Annotated in this window: 14 protein-coding genes and 5 tRNA genes; 9 read left to right on the top strand and 10 right to left on the bottom strand. The window is 40.2% G+C overall.

From position 1 onward, the window contains the following. From ACWIT3_RS08530 to ACWIT3_RS08510, 5 genes are all read right to left on the bottom strand, one after another. Positions 1 to 161 (bottom strand): GTP-binding protein (locus ACWIT3_RS08530; protein ID WP_457162299.1); only part of this gene is annotated, 161 nt, incomplete at its 3' end. Between the two features lie 104 nt (positions 162 to 265). Beyond that, positions 266 to 341 (bottom strand) — tRNA-Thr (locus ACWIT3_RS08525). A 3-nt stretch (positions 342 to 344) separates the two neighbouring features. Then, a tRNA-Gly gene (locus ACWIT3_RS08520) sits at positions 345 to 419 on the bottom strand. 46 nt (positions 420 to 465) lie between these two features. Beyond that, positions 466 to 550, bottom strand: a tRNA-Tyr gene (locus ACWIT3_RS08515). Between the two features lie 28 nt (positions 551 to 578). Further along, positions 579 to 654, bottom strand: a tRNA-Thr gene (locus tag ACWIT3_RS08510). Positions 655 to 875: 221 nt separating this feature from the next. On the opposite strand from ACWIT3_RS08510, the gene coaA reads away from it, so the two are divergent. Continuing rightward, on the top strand, positions 876 to 1,829 hold the full coding sequence (gene coaA / locus ACWIT3_RS08505; protein ID WP_457162298.1) for a type I pantothenate kinase: 954 nt from the start codon (positions 876 to 878) through the stop codon (positions 1,827 to 1,829). An 83-nt stretch (positions 1,830 to 1,912) separates the two neighbouring features. Here coaA and hslU read toward each other — a convergent pair whose 3' ends face one another. The 3 genes from hslU to ubiA all read right to left on the bottom strand — a co-directional run bounded on the left by hslU (position 1,913) and on the right by ubiA (position 4,770). Further along, positions 1,913 to 3,244: an HslU--HslV peptidase ATPase subunit gene (hslU, locus tag ACWIT3_RS08500; RefSeq protein WP_457162297.1), complete on the bottom strand. Its 1,332-nt coding sequence runs from the start codon at positions 3,242 to 3,244 to the stop codon at positions 1,913 to 1,915. Positions 3,245 to 3,263: 19 nt separating this feature from the next. Then, positions 3,264 to 3,794: an ATP-dependent protease subunit HslV gene (hslV, locus tag ACWIT3_RS08495; RefSeq protein ID WP_457162296.1), complete on the bottom strand. Its 531-nt coding sequence runs from the start codon at positions 3,792 to 3,794 to the stop codon at positions 3,264 to 3,266. Positions 3,795 to 3,900: 106 nt separating this feature from the next. After that, positions 3,901 to 4,770, bottom strand: a complete 870-nt coding sequence (ubiA, locus tag ACWIT3_RS08490; protein ID WP_457162295.1) for a 4-hydroxybenzoate octaprenyltransferase — start codon at positions 4,768 to 4,770, stop codon at positions 3,901 to 3,903. A gap of 367 nt (positions 4,771 to 5,137) precedes the next feature. On the opposite strand from ubiA, the gene ACWIT3_RS08485 reads away from it, so the two are divergent. The 6 genes from ACWIT3_RS08485 to napF all read left to right on the top strand — a co-directional run bounded on the left by ACWIT3_RS08485 (position 5,138) and on the right by napF (position 11,319). Beyond that, positions 5,138 to 5,857: an MgtC/SapB family protein gene (locus ACWIT3_RS08485; protein WP_457162294.1), complete on the top strand. Its 720-nt coding sequence runs from the start codon at positions 5,138 to 5,140 to the stop codon at positions 5,855 to 5,857. 272 nt (positions 5,858 to 6,129) lie between these two features. Beyond that, entirely contained in the window at positions 6,130 to 8,556 is a 2,427-nt protein-coding gene (locus ACWIT3_RS08480) for a DMSO/selenate family reductase complex A subunit (protein ID WP_457162293.1), read from the top strand. A 10-nt stretch (positions 8,557 to 8,566) separates the two neighbouring features. Then, a complete protein-coding gene (locus ACWIT3_RS08475) occupies positions 8,567 to 9,184 on the top strand; it encodes a DMSO/selenate family reductase complex B subunit (protein WP_457162292.1) in 618 nt (205 codons plus the stop codon). A gap of 1 nt (position 9,185) precedes the next feature. Further along, on the top strand, positions 9,186 to 10,034 hold the full coding sequence (locus ACWIT3_RS08470; RefSeq protein ID WP_457162291.1) for a dimethyl sulfoxide reductase anchor subunit family protein: 849 nt from the start codon (positions 9,186 to 9,188) through the stop codon (positions 10,032 to 10,034). A gap of 89 nt (positions 10,035 to 10,123) precedes the next feature. Then, positions 10,124 to 10,732 carry a Tat proofreading chaperone DmsD gene (dmsD, locus tag ACWIT3_RS08465; RefSeq protein ID WP_457162290.1) on the top strand — a complete coding sequence of 203 codons (609 nt, stop codon included), beginning with the start codon at positions 10,124 to 10,126 and terminating at the stop codon, positions 10,730 to 10,732. A 14-nt stretch (positions 10,733 to 10,746) separates the two neighbouring features. Continuing rightward, entirely contained in the window at positions 10,747 to 11,319 is a 573-nt protein-coding gene (gene napF / locus ACWIT3_RS08460; RefSeq protein ID WP_457162289.1) for a ferredoxin-type protein NapF, read from the top strand. On the opposite strand, the gene selB is transcribed toward napF, so the two are convergent. Together selB and selA are read right to left on the bottom strand one after the other, a co-directional pair. Further along, a complete protein-coding gene (selB, locus tag ACWIT3_RS08455) occupies positions 11,314 to 13,191 on the bottom strand; it encodes a selenocysteine-specific translation elongation factor (RefSeq protein WP_457162288.1) in 1,878 nt (625 codons plus the stop codon). The two genes, napF and selB, sit on opposite strands and share 6 nt — an antisense overlap. A gap of 230 nt (positions 13,192 to 13,421) precedes the next feature. Continuing rightward, positions 13,422 to 14,804, bottom strand: a complete 1,383-nt coding sequence (gene selA / locus ACWIT3_RS08450; RefSeq protein WP_457162287.1) for an L-seryl-tRNA(Sec) selenium transferase — start codon at positions 14,802 to 14,804, stop codon at positions 13,422 to 13,424. Positions 14,805 to 14,991: 187 nt separating this feature from the next. On the opposite strand from selA, the gene ACWIT3_RS08445 reads away from it, so the two are divergent. Continuing rightward, a tRNA-Sec gene (locus tag ACWIT3_RS08445) sits at positions 14,992 to 15,086 on the top strand. A 343-nt stretch (positions 15,087 to 15,429) separates the two neighbouring features. Then, positions 15,430 to 16,713: a tyrosine-type recombinase/integrase gene (locus tag ACWIT3_RS08440; RefSeq protein WP_457162286.1), complete on the top strand. Its 1,284-nt coding sequence runs from the start codon at positions 15,430 to 15,432 to the stop codon at positions 16,711 to 16,713. Positions 16,714 to 16,794: the final 81 nt, after the last annotated feature.

The following is a 16,794-nucleotide window of genomic DNA, read 5'->3' as shown; positions in this document are numbered from 1 at the left end:
GGCGCGTTATCGATTTGGTCGAATGCACGTGCTGCACCACCAAAGTGTTTTGATAATACTGTAGTGATTGCTGCTGTTAAAGTTGTTTTACCATGGTCAACGTGGCCGATTGTACCCACGTTTACGTGCGGTTTTGTACGTTCAAATTTTTCTTTAGACATTGAGAGTCCCTCTAAACAAACACGGTTATGGATGGTTCAATATACCACATTAACCAAAATTCAAAATTTGCTATTAATTAAAGGACAGAATGGAAGTTTAAGACTGGTGCTGATAGGCGGATTTGAACCGCCGACCTCACCCTTACCAAGGGTGCGCTCTACCAACTGAGCTATATCAGCGTTTGGAGCGGGCAGCGGGAATCGAACCCGCATCATCAGCTTGGAAGGCTGAGGTAATAGCCATTATACGATGCCCGCAGTCCTAAATTCATCTGACCCATCAGAATGCGATTCATTTAAAAAATGGTGGAGGGAGAAGGATTCGAACCTTCGAAGGCTGAGCCGGCAGATTTACAGTCTGCTCCCTTTGGCCGCTCGGGAATCCCTCCGCGTTAAATGAACACTTGCAGAGAAGAATGGTGCCGACTACCGGAATCGAACTGGTGACCTACTGATTACAAGTCAGTTGCTCTACCTACTGAGCTAAGTCGGCATCTCATAAGCAAGTGAGGCGTATTATAGGGAAATTTTTATCGCTGACAAGTGTTTTTTTGAAAAAAAATGATTTTTTTAATTGTTCGCCTAATTATCAGTCAAAAAAGGCTTTTTTTAGTATAAATTTGCTGGATTTGTAAAAATTTTATGCGATTTTGTGTATTTATAAGGTATATTTCATATCCAATTTACTGCTATATAAAAGAAGTTGAACGAGTTGTGGAAACATTAGACACAAATTTTTTATCAAATCAATTGACCCCTTTTTTATCATTTAATCGTGAGCAATGGGCAGAATTGCGTAAATCTGTTCCTTTGACATTAACTGAACAAGATTTAAAACCCTTGTTGGGGATTAATGAAGAACTTTCTTTAGATGAAGTGCGGACTATTTATCTACCTTTAGTACGTTTGATTAACTACTATATAGAAGAAAGATTACACCGCCAGTACGTCATGAACCGCTTCCTTGGAATCAATCATCGCAATGTGCCTTATATTATTAGTATTGCAGGGAGTGTTGCAGTAGGTAAAAGTACGTCTGCGCGGATTGTTCAATCATTATTATCGCAATGGCCAGAAGTACGCAAAGTAGATTTAATTACTACTGATGGATTTTTGTATCCGTTAGCAAAATTACAACAAGATGGCATTTTACATAAGAAAGGGTTCCCTATTTCTTATGATACGCCGCGCTTAATTCGTTTTCTGGCAGATATTAAATCTGGTAAACCACATGTTACGGCACCTATTTATTCTCATTTAACGTATGACATTATACCTGATCAACTTAATGTGATTGATCAACCTGATATTTTAATTTTAGAAGGGTTAAATGTACTACAAACGGGTGATAATCGTTCGAATCAAATGTTTGTATCTGACTTTGTTGATTTTTCTATTTATGTTGATGCCGATGAAGCTTTATTAAAAGAATGGTATATCAGTCGGTTTTTGAAGTTTCGTCAAAGTGCGTTTAGCGATCCTAATTCATACTTCAAACATTATGCCAGTTTATCACGGGAAGATGCCATTGCGACCGCCAGTAAAATTTGGGATGACATTAATGGGTTAAATCTCAAACAAAATATTTTACCAACGCGTGAACGTGCAAACTTAATTTTGACTAAGGGTGCGGATCATGCTGTCGAGTTAGTGAAATTGAGGAAGTAATTGTTGCTGAGTATTTAGTATCAATCTTTAAGAAAGGAAGCACCATACACGGACGCTCTTGGACGAGTATGGTGCTTTTAATTTTACAGAATAAAACGACTTAAATCTTCATTTTCTACGACATCGCCAAGGGCATCTGCGACATATGCCGCATCAATATTGATAAGCTGTCCACTCATTTCACTTGCACCAAATGAGATTTTATCCATTAAGCGTTCCATTACGGTGTGTAAACGGCGGGCGCCAATATTTTCTGTTTTTTCATTGACTCGAAATGCAGCTTCCGCAATTTTCTTGATCGCATCTGGCGTGAATTCGATATTGACCCCTTCAGTTGCCATGAGAGCCTTGTATTGTTCAGTTAAAGAAGCATGAGGCTCAGTTAAAATTCGTTCGAAATCGACCGCACTCAACGCGGATAATTCGACACGAATCGGTAAGCGACCTTGTAATTCAGGGATGAGATCGGAAGGACGTGCTACTTGGAAAGCCCCTGATGCAATGAATAGGATGTGGTCGGTTTTGACCATGCCGTGTTTGGTGTTCACCGTGGTCCCTTCCACTAATGGCAATAAGTCACGTTGTACACCTTCACGTGATACATCCGCACCGCTGTATTCCCCTTTTTTACAGATTTTGTCGATTTCATCAATGAACACAATCCCATTTTGTTCAACGGCATCAATGGCTTTTTGTTTTAGCTCTTCTGGATTGATTAATTTAGCGGCTTCATCATCAATTAGGGTTTTGAACGCCTCTTTGATTTTCATTTTGCGCTTTTTAGTTTGCCCAGTTGAGAGGTTTTGGAACATTGACTGTAATTGATTGGTCATTTCTTCCATACCTGGAGGTGCCATGATTTCAACACCCATTGAAACACTGGCAACATCAATTTCGATTTCTTTGTCGTCTAACTGACCTTCACGTAATTTTTTACGGAATACTTGACGCGTACTGCTATTGTTATCTGATGCTTCAACTTGTCCCCATTGGTTTTTTGGAGGAGGAAGTAGGGCATCTAAAATACGATCTTCTGCGGCTTCTTCTGCACGGAAACGGTTTTTTTCGATCTCAGTTTGACGAACTAATTTCATTGCGCTATCAGTTAAATCACGAACAATCGAATCCACTTCTTTGCCTACATAACCGACTTCAGTGAATTTTGTTGCTTCTACTTTAATAAAAGGGGCATTCGCGAGTTTAGCTAAACGACGAGCAATTTCAGTTTTACCTACCCCTGTTGGTCCAATCATGAGAATATTTTTTGGGGTTACTTCGTGACGGAGTGGCTCTTGGAGCTGCATTCTTCTCCAACGATTTCTTAATGCAATCGCCACCGCTCTTTTAGCATCTGCTTGACCAACAATATGTTGATCCAATTCAGAGACAATTTCTCTAGGGGTCATTTCAGACATGTTTGCTCCTATGACCTAATTAGTGATTAGGTAATTCTTCAATAGTAAAATTGGTGTTGGTATACACGCAGATATCGCCCGCGATTTTTAAGGATTTTTCTACAATTTCTCGTGCAGATAAGTCAGTATTTTCGACGAGTGCACGAGCTGCAGATAAGGCAAAATTACCACCAGAGCCGATGGCTAGGATTTGATCTTCCTCAGGTTGAACAACATCACCAATGCCTGTAATGATGAGGCTTTCTTTTTCATCTGCAACAATTAGCATCGCTTCTAGCTTGCGTAATGCGCGATCAGTTCGCCAATCTTTTGCTAATTCCACCGCACTTTTTAGTAAATGTCCTTGGTGCATTTCTAATTTACGTTCAAATAATTCAAATAACGTAAAGGCATCGGCGGTCCCGCCTGCGAAGCCTGCAAGGACTTTCCCATTGTATAAACGGCGTACTTTACGGGCATTGCCTTTCATTACGGTATTCCCTAATGAAACTTGTCCGTCGCCACCGACGACGACTTGTCCATTGCGGCGAACACTTACAATTGTTGTCATGTTGTTTTCCTTTATCGATTAAAACATACTGGCTTATATTGAGGTGAAGTCAGAAAAATCAAGGTTCGTTTACAACAAAGCGTCGTATTTTAATGCGGTCGTAGCACTAAGGAGAATAGAAAATGCCACATAAAAAAGCGATAAACACCATCGCACCAAAATAATTATTGTTTAAAAATGCCTTAAAACAGGCTTCTCGCACTCGATTTTTGATGAGCTTACATTGATAAATAAAGAGGAGTGTGGCGAGCCCCAATACGAGAAAATAACTTTCATGTAGTTGGGCAAGATGACCTATTAAACCTAGAAAAATCAGTGTGATGATTTGTAGTAATGAAATAATTTTGTTGTCATATTGTGCAAATAAAATTGCAGTTGATTTGACACCAATACGGAGATCATCATCACGATCTACCATCGCGTATTGCGTATCGTAAGCTACAGTCCAAGTTAAATTGGCGAAAAATAATAGCCAGCATTCAAGGGGTAATGCTTCGATAGACGCACCGTATGCCATTGGGATTGACCAGCCGAATGCCATTCCTAAGAATAATTGAGGTAAGTGAGTGTAGCGTTTCATAAAGGGATAAATAAACGCCAATAAAACGGCAATAAAGGACAATGCGATGGCATAGTAATTTAGAAACAGGACCAGAATAAATGCACAGAAAATCAGGATAACAAATAAGGCTTTTGCTTCTTGTGGTGTGGCGGCACCTGTTGCTAGAGGGCGCTGAGATGTCCGTTTTACTTTGCCATCAATGTGGCGATCAGCATAATCGTTAATTACGCAACCCGCTGCTCGCATTAAAATTACCCCTAACACAAAAATGGTTAAAATAGACCAATCTGGTATCCCCTTTACTGATAAGAAGAGTGCCCAAAGTGTTGGCCAAAGGAGTAATAAAGTGCCGATAGGTTTGTCAAAACGCATCAATTGCGCATAAGCAATTAATTTTTGTTTAGAAATTGACATAGTTTCCGTAATTAAGTTAAAAGTGCGGTCATTTTACTGCAAATTTTAGCAAATTTCTTTACAAAATCGTCTGATCGTTCTAATTGCTTAAAAATGCTCTCATCCGATTGATAGTGGAGATGAGATTTCTTTTCTTAACGCTGGGGAGAATCATTCTTGTGAAGTCTTGATAAGTGACTGTGCGGATGATTAAGTTCATGTGCGGTATAGTAAAAGATAAAGGATTTATTTGAATAAAATCAATCTGTTTGGTGTGTTGTCGTGAAAGTAGAATGACATAATATATTTTTGCTTTACTCTAGACTTATCTTATTCCCTTGTTAGAATTATTTTTTCTTTCATTGTTATTTTGCCTTTCTGTCTATTTATGAAAACATTTATTGAATTATTTAATCTTTTTTTAGCATCTAGCCACTTTTCGATTTTAGCGAAAATGGCACTTGCCATGTTACTTGGCGGGATTATTGGTTTAGAACGCGAATTAAAGCGCAAAGCGGTTGGTGTAAAAACCTGTGTGATTATTGCGGTGACCACTTGTGTTTTAACGATTGTGTCTATTCAAGCGGCAGAACATTATGCCCAGGTGTCAGAAAATATTCGTACTGATCCTATGCGTTTAGCTGCACAAGTGATTAGTGGAATTGGTTTTTTAGGCGCTGGGGTGATTTTACGTAAAAGTAATGATGCTATTTCGGGCTTAACAACAGCGGCGATTATTTGGGCGGCAGCAGGCATTGGGATTGCGAGTGGCGCAGGCTTTTTCTTTGATGCCATTATTGCGACATTGATGATTTTAATTGCAGTACGTTTAAGTCCTATTGTGCAAAGCCTTGTGCGTCGTAACAATAAAATTCGTAAAACAAAATTAACCATTCAGTTAAACAATGCGGGGGCAATTGGGAAAGTGACCGATATTTTGATTCGTAATCAGTACCGTATTGATAGCCTTAATGTGAAAGATTTACCGAATACAGAAGATGTTCGCTTAACTATTCGCTGTTTAATTACTGATAAAATCATGCTTCAAAATGTGTATGTGTTACTCAAAAATGAAGCTGAGGTTGTCAGTGTGGATATCGACAATTAATTACAACAGTAAAATATGTGATTGCCTTTGTTGAAAAGGCAATCTTTCCCTTTTTCTTTGCTTTTTTCTTTGCTTTTCTTTTTGCTTCTTTCTTACTTAAAAATACAAATTGTTATCATTATTTTAAATCATTGATTTATATCATGTTTATCCCTTTTTTGTCGTATGTAGAGTCAGAAAACTTGATCTGTCTCACATTTTCTACTCCTTTTTAGTTGTTAAATGGAGCATATAACGTGTCTTTGTATGACATAACCATCGGGGGAGAAGTTATGGATAAATCAATTATCAATCCTGCAATAACAAGACGTACTTTGTTAAAAAATACGTCTATTGGCGCCGCCGTAGCCGCTACTCATCTCACCTTACCTTTTAAAGTGACTGCCGCAGATAAAAGTGCGGTCGATGTGAAAGGTGAAAAAATCGTTTGGAGTGCGTGTACTGTAAACTGCGGTAGTCGTTGCCCATTAAGAATGCATGTCAAGGATAACCAGATTTTATACGTTGAAACGGATAATACGGGAACAGAAACGTATAACTTGGATCATCAAGTGCGGGCGTGTTTACGTGGTCGTTCTATGCGTCGCCGTGTGTATAATCCAGACCGTTTGAAATATCCGATGAAACGGGTGGGGAAACGAGGTGAAGGTAAGTTTAAACGCATTAGTTGGGATGAGGCGTTAAACGAAATTGCTGCATCTTTACGTAAAAATATTGAGAAATACGGTAATGAGTCAATTTATCTCAATTATGGTACGGGTACGCTAGGTGGAACGATGACGAAATCTTGGCCGCCAGGTTCGACGATGATTGCACGTTTCATGAACTGTTTGGGGGGATACCTCAATCATTATGGTGACTATAGTACGGCACAAATCGCAGTCGGATTGGATTATACCTACGGGGGTGGTTGGGCGAGTGGTAATGGACTGGCAGACGTTGAAAATACCAAATTGATCGTGTTATTTGGTAATAACCCTGCAGAAACCCGTATGAGTGGTGGTGGCTTGACGTATTGTATCGAGCAAGCACGCGAAAAATCTAATGCTAAAATGATCGTTATTGATCCTCGTTATACAGATACTGCAGCAGGGCGTGAAGATGAATGGATTCCTATTCGCCCAGGTACAGATGCGGCTTTAGTTTCAGCTCTAGCGTATGTGATGATCACTGAAGACTTAGTGGATCAACCATTCTTGGATAAATATTGCGTGGGCTATGATGAAAAAACGTTGCCTGCGGATGCACCAAAAAATAGCCATTATAAAGCTTATATTTTAGGTGAAGGTGAGGATGGTATTGCCAAAACACCAGAATGGGCGGCGAAAATTACAGGGATTCCTGTTCAACGTATTATCAAGTTAGCACGTGAAATTGCGGGCGCGAAGCCTGCATATATCTCACAAGGCTGGGGACCGCAGCGTCGTAGTAATGGTGAATTAATTTCTCGAGCTATCGCTATGTTGCCTATTTTGACAGGGAACGTTGGTATTAGTGGCGGAAATACTGGCGCGAGAGAAAGTACTTATAAAGTACCATTTGTGCGGATGCCAACCCTTAAAAACCCTGTCAAAGCGAGTATCCCGATGTTCTTGTGGACCGATGCGATTTTCCGTGCTCACGAGATGACAGCATTGACGGACGGGATCCGAGGGGTAGATAAACTGACTGCACCGATTAAAGTGATTTGGAATTACGCAAGTAACTGTCTCATCAATCAACATTCGGATATTAATCGAACACATGAGATTTTACAAAATGAAGACCAATGTGAGTTGATCATCACAATTGATAACCACATGACTTCAACAGCAAAATACAGTGATATTTTGTTACCAGATTGTACCGCGTCTGAACAGATGGATTTCTGTATGGATGCGTTTGTTGCCAATATGAGTTATGTGATTTTTGCGGATCAGGTGATTACCCCAGCATTTGAGTGTCGTAATATTTATGACATGTTAAGTGCGCTAGCCGAGAAAATGGGGATTAAAGAACAATTCACTGAAGGTCGTACGCAAGAAGAATGGCTACGTCATATTTATCAGTTATCACGTGAAAAACTTCCAGAGTTACCTACATTCGAGGCATTTAGACAACAAGGTATTTTCAAAAAAGTGGATCCAAATGGTTTCTATATCGCGTATAAATCTTTCCGTGAAGATCCAGAGGCGCATCCATTGAAAACACCTTCTGGCAAAATTGAAATTTACTCTTCTCGTTTGGCGGAAATTGCAAAAACTTGGAAATTGGAAAAAGACGAAGTGATTCACCCACTTCCAGTGCATGCGGATAGTTTTGAACATTATGGCGATAAATTAATGGAAAAATATCCATTGCAAATGACGGGCTTCCATTATAAAGCCAGAACTCACTCTACTTATGGGAATGTCGATGTGATTAAAGCGGCAAATCCACAAGAAGTTTGGATTAACCCAATTGATGCACAGGCGCGCAATATTAAAAATGGCGATATGATTCGTGTATTTAATGACCGCGGTGAAGTGCATATTCATGCCAAAGTGACGCCACGTATTATTCCAGGTGTTGTTGCGTTGGGCGAAGGGGCATGGTATGCACCAGACAGTCAGGGGATTGACCATGCGGGTTGTGTTAATGTGCTAACAACACAACGACCATCACCGTTGGCGAAGGGTAATCCACAACATTCGAATTTAGTCCAAGTTGAGAAAGTCTAAGGAGTGAGCTATGGAACAATATGGTTTTTATTTTGATTCAGATCGCTGTACAGGCTGTAAAACTTGTGAATTAGCCTGTAAAGATTATAAAGATCTCGATACTGCGGTCAATTTTCGCCGTATTTATGAATATGCTGGGGGAAGTTGGCAACAAGATCAGCAAGGATGTTGGAATCACGATGTGTTTACTTATTATCTGTCCATTTCTTGTAATCACTGTGATGATCCTGCTTGTGTGAAAGTATGTCCTACTGGGGCGATGCACAAAAATGCAGACGGTTTTGTGATAGTGAATGAAGATATTTGTATTGGATGTCGCTACTGTCACATGGCATGCCCATATGATGCACCACAATATGATGCAACAAAAGGACATATGACGAAATGTGATGGTTGTTATGCAAGGGTGAAAGCAGGTCAGAAACCAATCTGCGTAGAGGCTTGTCCGTTACGTGCGTTGGATTTTGCACCTATCTCAGAATTAAGAGAAAAATACGGTGAACAAGCGTCAATTGCTCCTTTACCACCAGCTGATTTAACGTCACCAAATTTAGTCGTAAAAACGAATAAACATGCTCGCCCGAGTGGTGATACAACGGGTTTCTTAGCAAATCCAAGAGAGGTGTAAAATGAACGGATTACATGAACTCCCTTTAGTCATTTTTACCGTATTAGCTCAATCGGTTGTCGGCGCATTTTTATTGTTCTCAGTCGTACTTTTTAGTACACAAGATAAGCATTATCGCCGCTATATACATAAAGCGATGTTTATTTTACTCGCAGTATTAGGGGTGGGCTTTATTGCTTCTGTGATCCACTTAGGGTCACCTTTCCGTGCGTTTAATGCCTTAAATCGTGTTGGTCAGTCTATGCTCAGTAATGAAATTGCAACGGGGGCATTATTCTTTGCAATTGCTGGATTGTATTGGTTATTCGCAATAATGGAGAAATTACCTAAAGCGCTAGAGTCGTTCTTGCTTGTACTGGCTTCTGCAGTGGGTATTGTCTTTATGTATATGATGAATCAGGTTTACCATATTTCGACAGTACCAACGTGGGACAGCAGTTTTACGACCTGGAATTTCTATCTCACCATTATTTTAGCAGGTTTTACACTCGGTTATGGCTTATTACACACAGAACGTCCAGAGGGTAACGTCATTTCTTGGGTCCCAACAGTTGTTGCTATGACAGCATTGGTGGCGGCAATTGTAGTCGTTTATCAAGGTTTTACGTTAGGGAATATTGTCACTTCAGTACAAACAGCAACAGCGTTAGTGCCTGACTTTGCGGTACTCAGCGCAATACGTTTTAGTTTAATTGGTTTGGCTATTGTGTTGCTGTTCTATGTTGTGCATAAACCAAGTTCAATGGTCAGTAAATTGCTTGCGGTATGTTGTGTGTTAGCGGGTGAAATGCTGGGACGTATATTATTTTATGGATTACATATGACCGCGGGGATGGCGGTTGGCGCATAGGGTCATTCGATGAGGGTAAGCATTAGCTTGCCCTCTGTATGATTTCTGTGATGTGCCGCCTTTTTTCAATATTTTCGGATTACTATGTTATGAATCAAACAGAAAAACTTTCTTGGATCGCGATGTCGGGACGTTTATTAGGGGCATTATTCTATTATGCACCAGATAATCAAGATATCGTGCCGATGTTAAATATTTTCCGACGACCAGATTGGCAAGAAGAGTGGCAACCTACACCACCGAGTGAATTAGTGCAAGCTATGAAACAAGGGGTAGCGTCTGCTCGGCTCGATCTTGAATATCAGACATTATTTATCGGTCCTGATGCTCTGTTTGCGGCACCATGGGGCTCTGTTTATTTGGATCCAGAATCAGTGATTTTTGGGGAGTCTCTATTAAGACTGCGTGAGTTTTTACGGCAGAATAATGTGGAATTTGTGAATGAACAACACGAGCCTGAAGATCATATTGGTTTGATGTTAATGCTTTCTGCCTATTTAGCAGAGCATCATCCCACATTGCTCAATACATTTTTGAGTGAGCATTTTCTGGTTTGGTCATCGCGTTATTTAACGCTTTTATCTGAGCAAAATGAGTCTGTGTTTTATCGCGCGCTCGCAACATTAACACAATTGACATTAGACGGTTGGAAACAAGCGTTAGCATTGGATGTCAAACCTGCACGTTTTTATCGTTAATCTATTGAGTCAGTATGATGCAAAATGATCACCAATATTCTCTTCACCATCGAGATGAGCGTTATTATGAGGCTTATTTAAGCCATCATACCGTATCTCGCCGTGGCTTATTGAGAGGGATATTTGGGGGGGCACAGGCTTCTTTGCAGCACGCACCACGCGAGCAACATCGTCCGCCATTTGCTGCAAAAGAAGCGTTATTTACAGAAGTTTGTGATGGCTGCGGTCATTGTGCACAAGCCTGTCCCTACGGTTTAATTCATTTGATGAATCATAAACCTGTTTTAGAAATCGATTTTTCTGCTTGTGATTTCTGCGGACGCTGTGCTGAAGTTTGTCCGACGCAGGCGTTGCATCTTGCGTTCCCAAAGGATACTGAACTGCGTCCAGTATTCCATTCAACTTGTTTGCTGAAACAAGGACAAACATGCACAGAATGTCAACAAGCCTGCCCACAGCACGCGATCCTTCACCAACAAAATACCCTCTCGTTAACTTCCGATTGTAATGGTTGTGGCGAATGTAAAGTGCGTTGCGTAGTCGGAGCGATTACATTACAACATTCATCCATGTCACCACACTTATAAATCAAAAACATCACCATCTCGTAATATATGAACATTGCCTTTGCGACGTAAAAAACCGCAGCGATCAAAATATTCGATTAATTGCACGACTAATTTGCGTCCAAATTGTAATTCATCACGTAATTGATTGACAGAAATCGCACCGTGTTGCGCAATAAAGTCTTTTACTAAGCGCGAGTAAGCATAAATTGTTTCAGTCAGGAAAAAACGATCTTTAACAATTGGCGTCAAATAACCTAATTTTCCTGCTTTGTAGAGGAAATTACGCATCGTACTTTCTTCTTGCGTCAAAGCTTGTGCCAGATCGCGTACCCAAAGTGCTTGCCCGTGATGCTGTTCAAATTGAGCAAGCACAGCTTGCCAGAGTTGCTGTTCTTGCACGGAGAAAAGAATTTTGTGTTCAGGCAAATGTAACCAACCACGCGTTTGCTGCAATGTACCCGCCATCAAGAGTTCATCAATAATGTGATAAATGAGTTTTTCTGGCTGATTTAAGGTTGCGATACGATATAAACGGGCTTTGCTGATTCCCAGTTGGTCATTGTGTTGTTGGTGATAGAGGGCAAGTGCGGTCAATAATTTCTCAGTTTGATGCTGTTGATAATCTGCAGTGAAACACCAATCTTGAAAACGGATAGCCTGATTGTGTTGCAGGATATCCGCGAGCTGTGAGGTGGTTAATTGTTCAATCCACATTAAGTGACTGGCAGTGACGGCTTTATTTTGTAAATAAAGTGCAATACGTTTTGTTGCAGTCTCTGCTTGTTGTAATTGGTGTAAAAATGCTAAGCGCTCTGCCGTACGTTTATAACGTTTGGGTGAATACACTTCGAGTACTTTTGCCCCTGCAATAATGTGTTTAGCATCCCCACTGCGTAAAATCAGTTTATCGCCGTAAGCGAGAAACAGCGGCTTGTCTAACATAATTTCAGCTAATCCTTGTTCCGTTGGAGACAGGGATTTATTTTGCAGTAAATTTAGCTTACCTGTTGTTCGAGCACTGGCATGATAAAGGTGTACGGGTTGACTTTCATTGAGTGCACTTTCAGCTTGAATTTTTACGGTGAAACGTTCTGTTGCAGGTAATGGTGGGTAAGACAAGAGCCAATCTCCACGCTCTATAGCAAGGCGATCTAAATCGGCATTGATATTTAGTGCTAAACGCTCACCAGCGCCGCCCTGCTGCGCTTGTTGATTTTGGCTATGAATGTTTTTTACCCGAATTTTATATCCATTTGATAAATACAGTTCATCATCGATCGCAACTTTACCAGAGAAGGCTGTACCTGTAACAACCGCTCCGACCCCTTTCACGCTGAAAACACGGTCAATTGCATAGCGAAAAGGTTTATCTTCATCAGCCAAGTTGGGGAGTTGAGCTAAATATTGACGTAACGTGTCAATACCTTGCTGAGTTTTGGCAGAGGTAACAAAAATAGGTGCATCGGCTAACATTGTGTATTGTTGTTTGAGATGCTGGGAAAGCTGATCAATTTGCGTTGAATCGACGCGATCTGCTTTCGTGATTACAACGATAATTTTTTCTAATTGTAGGAGGCGCAAGATGGTGAGATGTTCTGTTGTTTGTGCTTGTATTCCTTCATCGGCAGCAACAATTAACATGGCATAATGTATTCCACCTAAACCCGCCAACATATTGACTAAAAATTTTTCATGACCTGGGACATCAATAAAGCCTAACGTGCGCTCTACCCCCCCCACATCGTTAGTAAGAGGTAAATAGGCATAGCCTAAATCAATGGTCATGCCACGCTTTTTTTCTTCGGGTAAATGTGCTGTATTGGTCCCTGTTAGGGCTTGTAATAAAGCAGTTTTGCCATGATCAACATGACCAGACGTAACAATAATCATCTTATCTTCTTTCCTTTATTCAATTTGGTGCTAATTTTAGCATTTAGTCTGTGAATGACTAAGGTTTTTTATTCATCAGCACAAGGAAACTAAACCAGTTCGCAAAATTGAACTGCTGTTTATCATGACACCATCATACGATGCTCTTGCGATGCTCACTTTGATTTAGCATAAAAACTAGGAAGAAAAAAGAAGGGCAACATCTATCATGTTGCCCTTTAAAATGGGGTTCACAGTTGTTCTATTGTCGTTAATAAACGCGTCAAACAAGCAAGACTGCGTAAATCAAGCCAAATTTTTTCTTTTTCTACTCGGCAAATGATTGGTTGCGGTAAATGTTTAAACTGTTTTAATAGTGCGGTTAATTTTCCAGAGGTTTCCGTTGAAATGGTTACCGCAATGGAGGGGAGCGTGGCTAACGGCTGTGAGCCACTACCAATTTGAGCCGAACTGTCTTCGATTTGTACAAAATAATCCTTGTCTAATTTTCCTTGCAAGGCTGCTTTGAGCTTTTCTGCTTTCTCGACTAATTCATTAACAGATTGTGTGAGTAACGCAAGTGTGGTCAATTTTTCACTTAATTTCTCAGGTTGTAAATATAAACGCAGTGTTGCTTCTAAACCCGCTAAAATCACTTTATCACAACGCAAGGCACGTTTTAACGGATGAGCCTGTAAACGATCAATCCACGTTTTTTTCCCGACAATAATACCAGCTTGAGGACCGCCTAATAATTTATCGCCAGAGAAAGAAATTAAATCCACTCCTTGTGCATATTTTTCTTGTACTGTCGGCTCGGCAGGCAAGTCATACTGGCTTAAATCGACTAATGCGCCGCTGCCGAGATCGGTGATGACAGGGAGATTAAATTCATTGGCGAGTGTAACTAAGTCTTGTTCAGAGACAGATGTTGTAAAACCACAAATTTGGTAGTTGCTGCTGTGAACTTTCATTAAAAATGCCGTATTTTCGTTAATTGCGTTACGATAATCGGCTAAATGAGTGCGGTTAGTTGTACCCACTTCTACCAGTTTACAGCCAGCTTGTTGCATAATATCAGGAATACGAAAAGCACCGCCAATCTCAATTAATTCCCCTCGTGAAATAATCACTTCTTTGCCTTGGGCAAAAGTGGCTAACATTAACAAAACCGCTGCGGCATTATTGTTTACGACACAAGCGGCTTCAGCGCCTGTCAATTGACACAATAATTCACTAATATAATTGTCTCGATGACTACGTTTTCCCGCGTCTAAATCATATTCCAATGCGACATTTTGTTGCATCGCCGTTAATGCGGCTTGCTGTGCCGCCTCTGACCATAATGCGCGCCCTAAATTTGTATGTAGCACTGTACCCGTCAAATTATGTACAGATTGAATATTGACCTGTTGTTGTTGAGTCAATTTGACTCGAATGGCTTGGAGGGTATGTTCAAAATCAGCCAAAAAGTGCGGTAAGTGCTTTTCATTTTTTATGCTTTCACGCCCTTGTTCAATTAATTGGCGGCAAATATTCACCACTGCCGAATGACCAAATTCAGCAACAAGTGCCATACCCTCTGGCATTTTTAAGAGTTTATCGACGGAAGGAAGACGTGCGTAAAGAGACATAGCGATTCCTGTATTATTTCAAATTGGCTCAATCATACTCGTTTTTGGATGAAAATTCAGTATTCATATGTGAGAAAGCGAAATTTTGTGATGTGATTAAAAAAAGTGCGGTCAGCTTTCTGAAAATTTTCACACAGAACTTGAATCAAACGATGATTTGCGTTAAAGTTCAACCACTTTCCTATACGGAGGAGCGTCGTTTCCGGTGAAGCGGCAGGACTTCAAATCCTGTTGAGGTTGCCAGCAATCTCGGGTGGGTTCGACTCCCATTCTCCTCCGCCAATCCATAAATCAATCTTCATCAAACCTCACCAAAATAATCAATAAAACCCAGTAAAATCAAGGTTTATCGCATTTTACATAGTGCAAAATTAATCAAACTTATTCATTCTAACCCACATTTTTAGTACTATAAATAGTACTATAATTTTAGAAAGAACCCATTTTAGTACTATTTACTCCCAAAATCTCAAAGGGGAAATAGCAAAATCTAGTACTAAATGTTTTATAAAGCCTTTATGTATATGGCTTGGAAGTGTTTAGTACTAGATTTTCTAAATGTGAAAAATAGTACTATCTTTAAAATCCCTTTCTAAAAATAACTCTTTCTATACGGAGTTTTTTTATGGCTAGATTAGTGAAGAAACTAACAGACAGCGAGATCAAAAACGCAAAAGCGAGTAGCAAACCTTTATATGATGGTGACGGGCTATTTTTAGAAGTATCACGTAAAGGGGCGAAGTTATGGCGTTTTAGATACGCCCAGCCTTACACTAAGAAACGCACGACAATAAGCTTAGGCACCTATCCTGATTTATCCCTATCACAAGCCAGAGCCAAGCGTGATGAATATAACGCCTTGTTGGCGAATAATATCGACCCACAAACCTACCGTAAGCAACAAGAACAAGCGCAAGCGGATAAGTTAAATCGTACCTTTGATAAAATGGCTAAGGCGTGGTTTGAAGATAGAAAAATCAAAGCTAACTTTTCAGAACGCACCGCCAAAGATACGTGGGCTTTATTTGAACGCCATTTACTCCCAAACTTTGCCAATTATCCAATATCAGAAATCACGCCACTTATCGCCATTAATGCTATCAAACCACTTGAGAAAGAGGGCAAGCTAGAAACCGTTAAAAAGATTATTGGCAACCTTAACAATGTAATGCGGTTCGCACTTCATAGGGGATTGATTGCACATAATCCGCTGGCAGAAATAGGCAAGGAATTTGACAAGCCAGTATCTAAGGGAATGAATACTATTACCCCTGAAGAATTAAGCGAGTTCTTACACGGCTTTTACAAAGCAAGAGATGAAAACCGTTTTAATCCATTCTCATTTTATGCGGTGATGCTGGTGGTGCTGACTGGTGGGCGACCGTCTGAAATAGCCAAAGCGAAATGGGCGGATATTAATTACAAGGAAAAAACGTGGACTTACCGAGTACAAAAGGGCAATAAAAACCTACCTGAAGGGAGAGAACACGTAGTAACACTATCACGCCAAGCAGTTGGGATATTTAATAAAATGCAGCAATTACACACCGCACTTGGCATTAATAGCGAATTTGTGTTTGCCAGTTTAACAGCGAAAAGCGGTCATTTAAGCATTGAGGCAATGCGTAAAGCCATTATCAAGGGTATAGGGGAAAAACGGCTTACTACGCACGGCATACGCCATTTATTCAGCACGTCATTAAACGAGAAAGACTACAAAGCAGACTGGATAGAAAGAGCCTTATCACACAAGCAAAATAAAGATAAAAATCAAATTAGACGTACCTATGATAAATCCTTGTATCTCGCACAAAGGGCGGTGATGTTACAAGAATGGGCGGACTATGTAGAAAGCCAAGCACCAGAGCCAATTATTCCACCACCAAAACACTTAAAGATTGTTGCTTAAAGAGCCAGTTTATACAGTATTGAACTGTATATTTTGGTGCGGTATTATTCACCATATATAACCAAATATGCGCAACTAGGG

The organism is Pasteurella sp. P03HT (assembly GCF_054052285.1).
Note: the sequence above shows the minus strand (reverse complement) of the source record. Positions and strands in the feature narration are given on the sequence as shown.

Coding starts and splice junctions, on each gene's coding strand:
- ACWIT3_RS08440 (WP_457162286.1), top strand. CDS start 15,430: ATGGCTAGATTAGTGAAGAAACTAACAGACAGCGAGATCAAAAACGCA.
- napF (WP_457162289.1), top strand. CDS start 10,747: ATGATGCAAAATGATCACCAATATTCTCTTCACCATCGAGATGAGCGT.
- ubiA (WP_457162295.1), bottom strand. CDS start 4,770: ATGTCAATTTCTAAACAAAAATTAATTGCTTATGCGCAATTGATGCGT.
- hslU (WP_457162297.1), bottom strand. CDS start 3,244: ATGTCTGAAATGACCCCTAGAGAAATTGTCTCTGAATTGGATCAACAT.
- hslV (WP_457162296.1), bottom strand. CDS start 3,794: ATGACAACAATTGTAAGTGTTCGCCGCAATGGACAAGTCGTCGTCGGT.
- dmsD (WP_457162290.1), top strand. CDS start 10,124: ATGAATCAAACAGAAAAACTTTCTTGGATCGCGATGTCGGGACGTTTA.
- ACWIT3_RS08475 (WP_457162292.1), top strand. CDS start 8,567: ATGGAACAATATGGTTTTTATTTTGATTCAGATCGCTGTACAGGCTGT.
- ACWIT3_RS08470 (WP_457162291.1), top strand. CDS start 9,186: ATGAACGGATTACATGAACTCCCTTTAGTCATTTTTACCGTATTAGCT.
- ACWIT3_RS08480 (WP_457162293.1), top strand. CDS start 6,130: ATGGATAAATCAATTATCAATCCTGCAATAACAAGACGTACTTTGTTA.
- selB (WP_457162288.1), bottom strand. CDS start 13,191: ATGATTATTGTTACGTCTGGTCATGTTGATCATGGCAAAACTGCTTTA.
- selA (WP_457162287.1), bottom strand. CDS start 14,804: ATGTCTCTTTACGCACGTCTTCCTTCCGTCGATAAACTCTTAAAAATG.
- ACWIT3_RS08485 (WP_457162294.1), top strand. CDS start 5,138: ATGAAAACATTTATTGAATTATTTAATCTTTTTTTAGCATCTAGCCAC.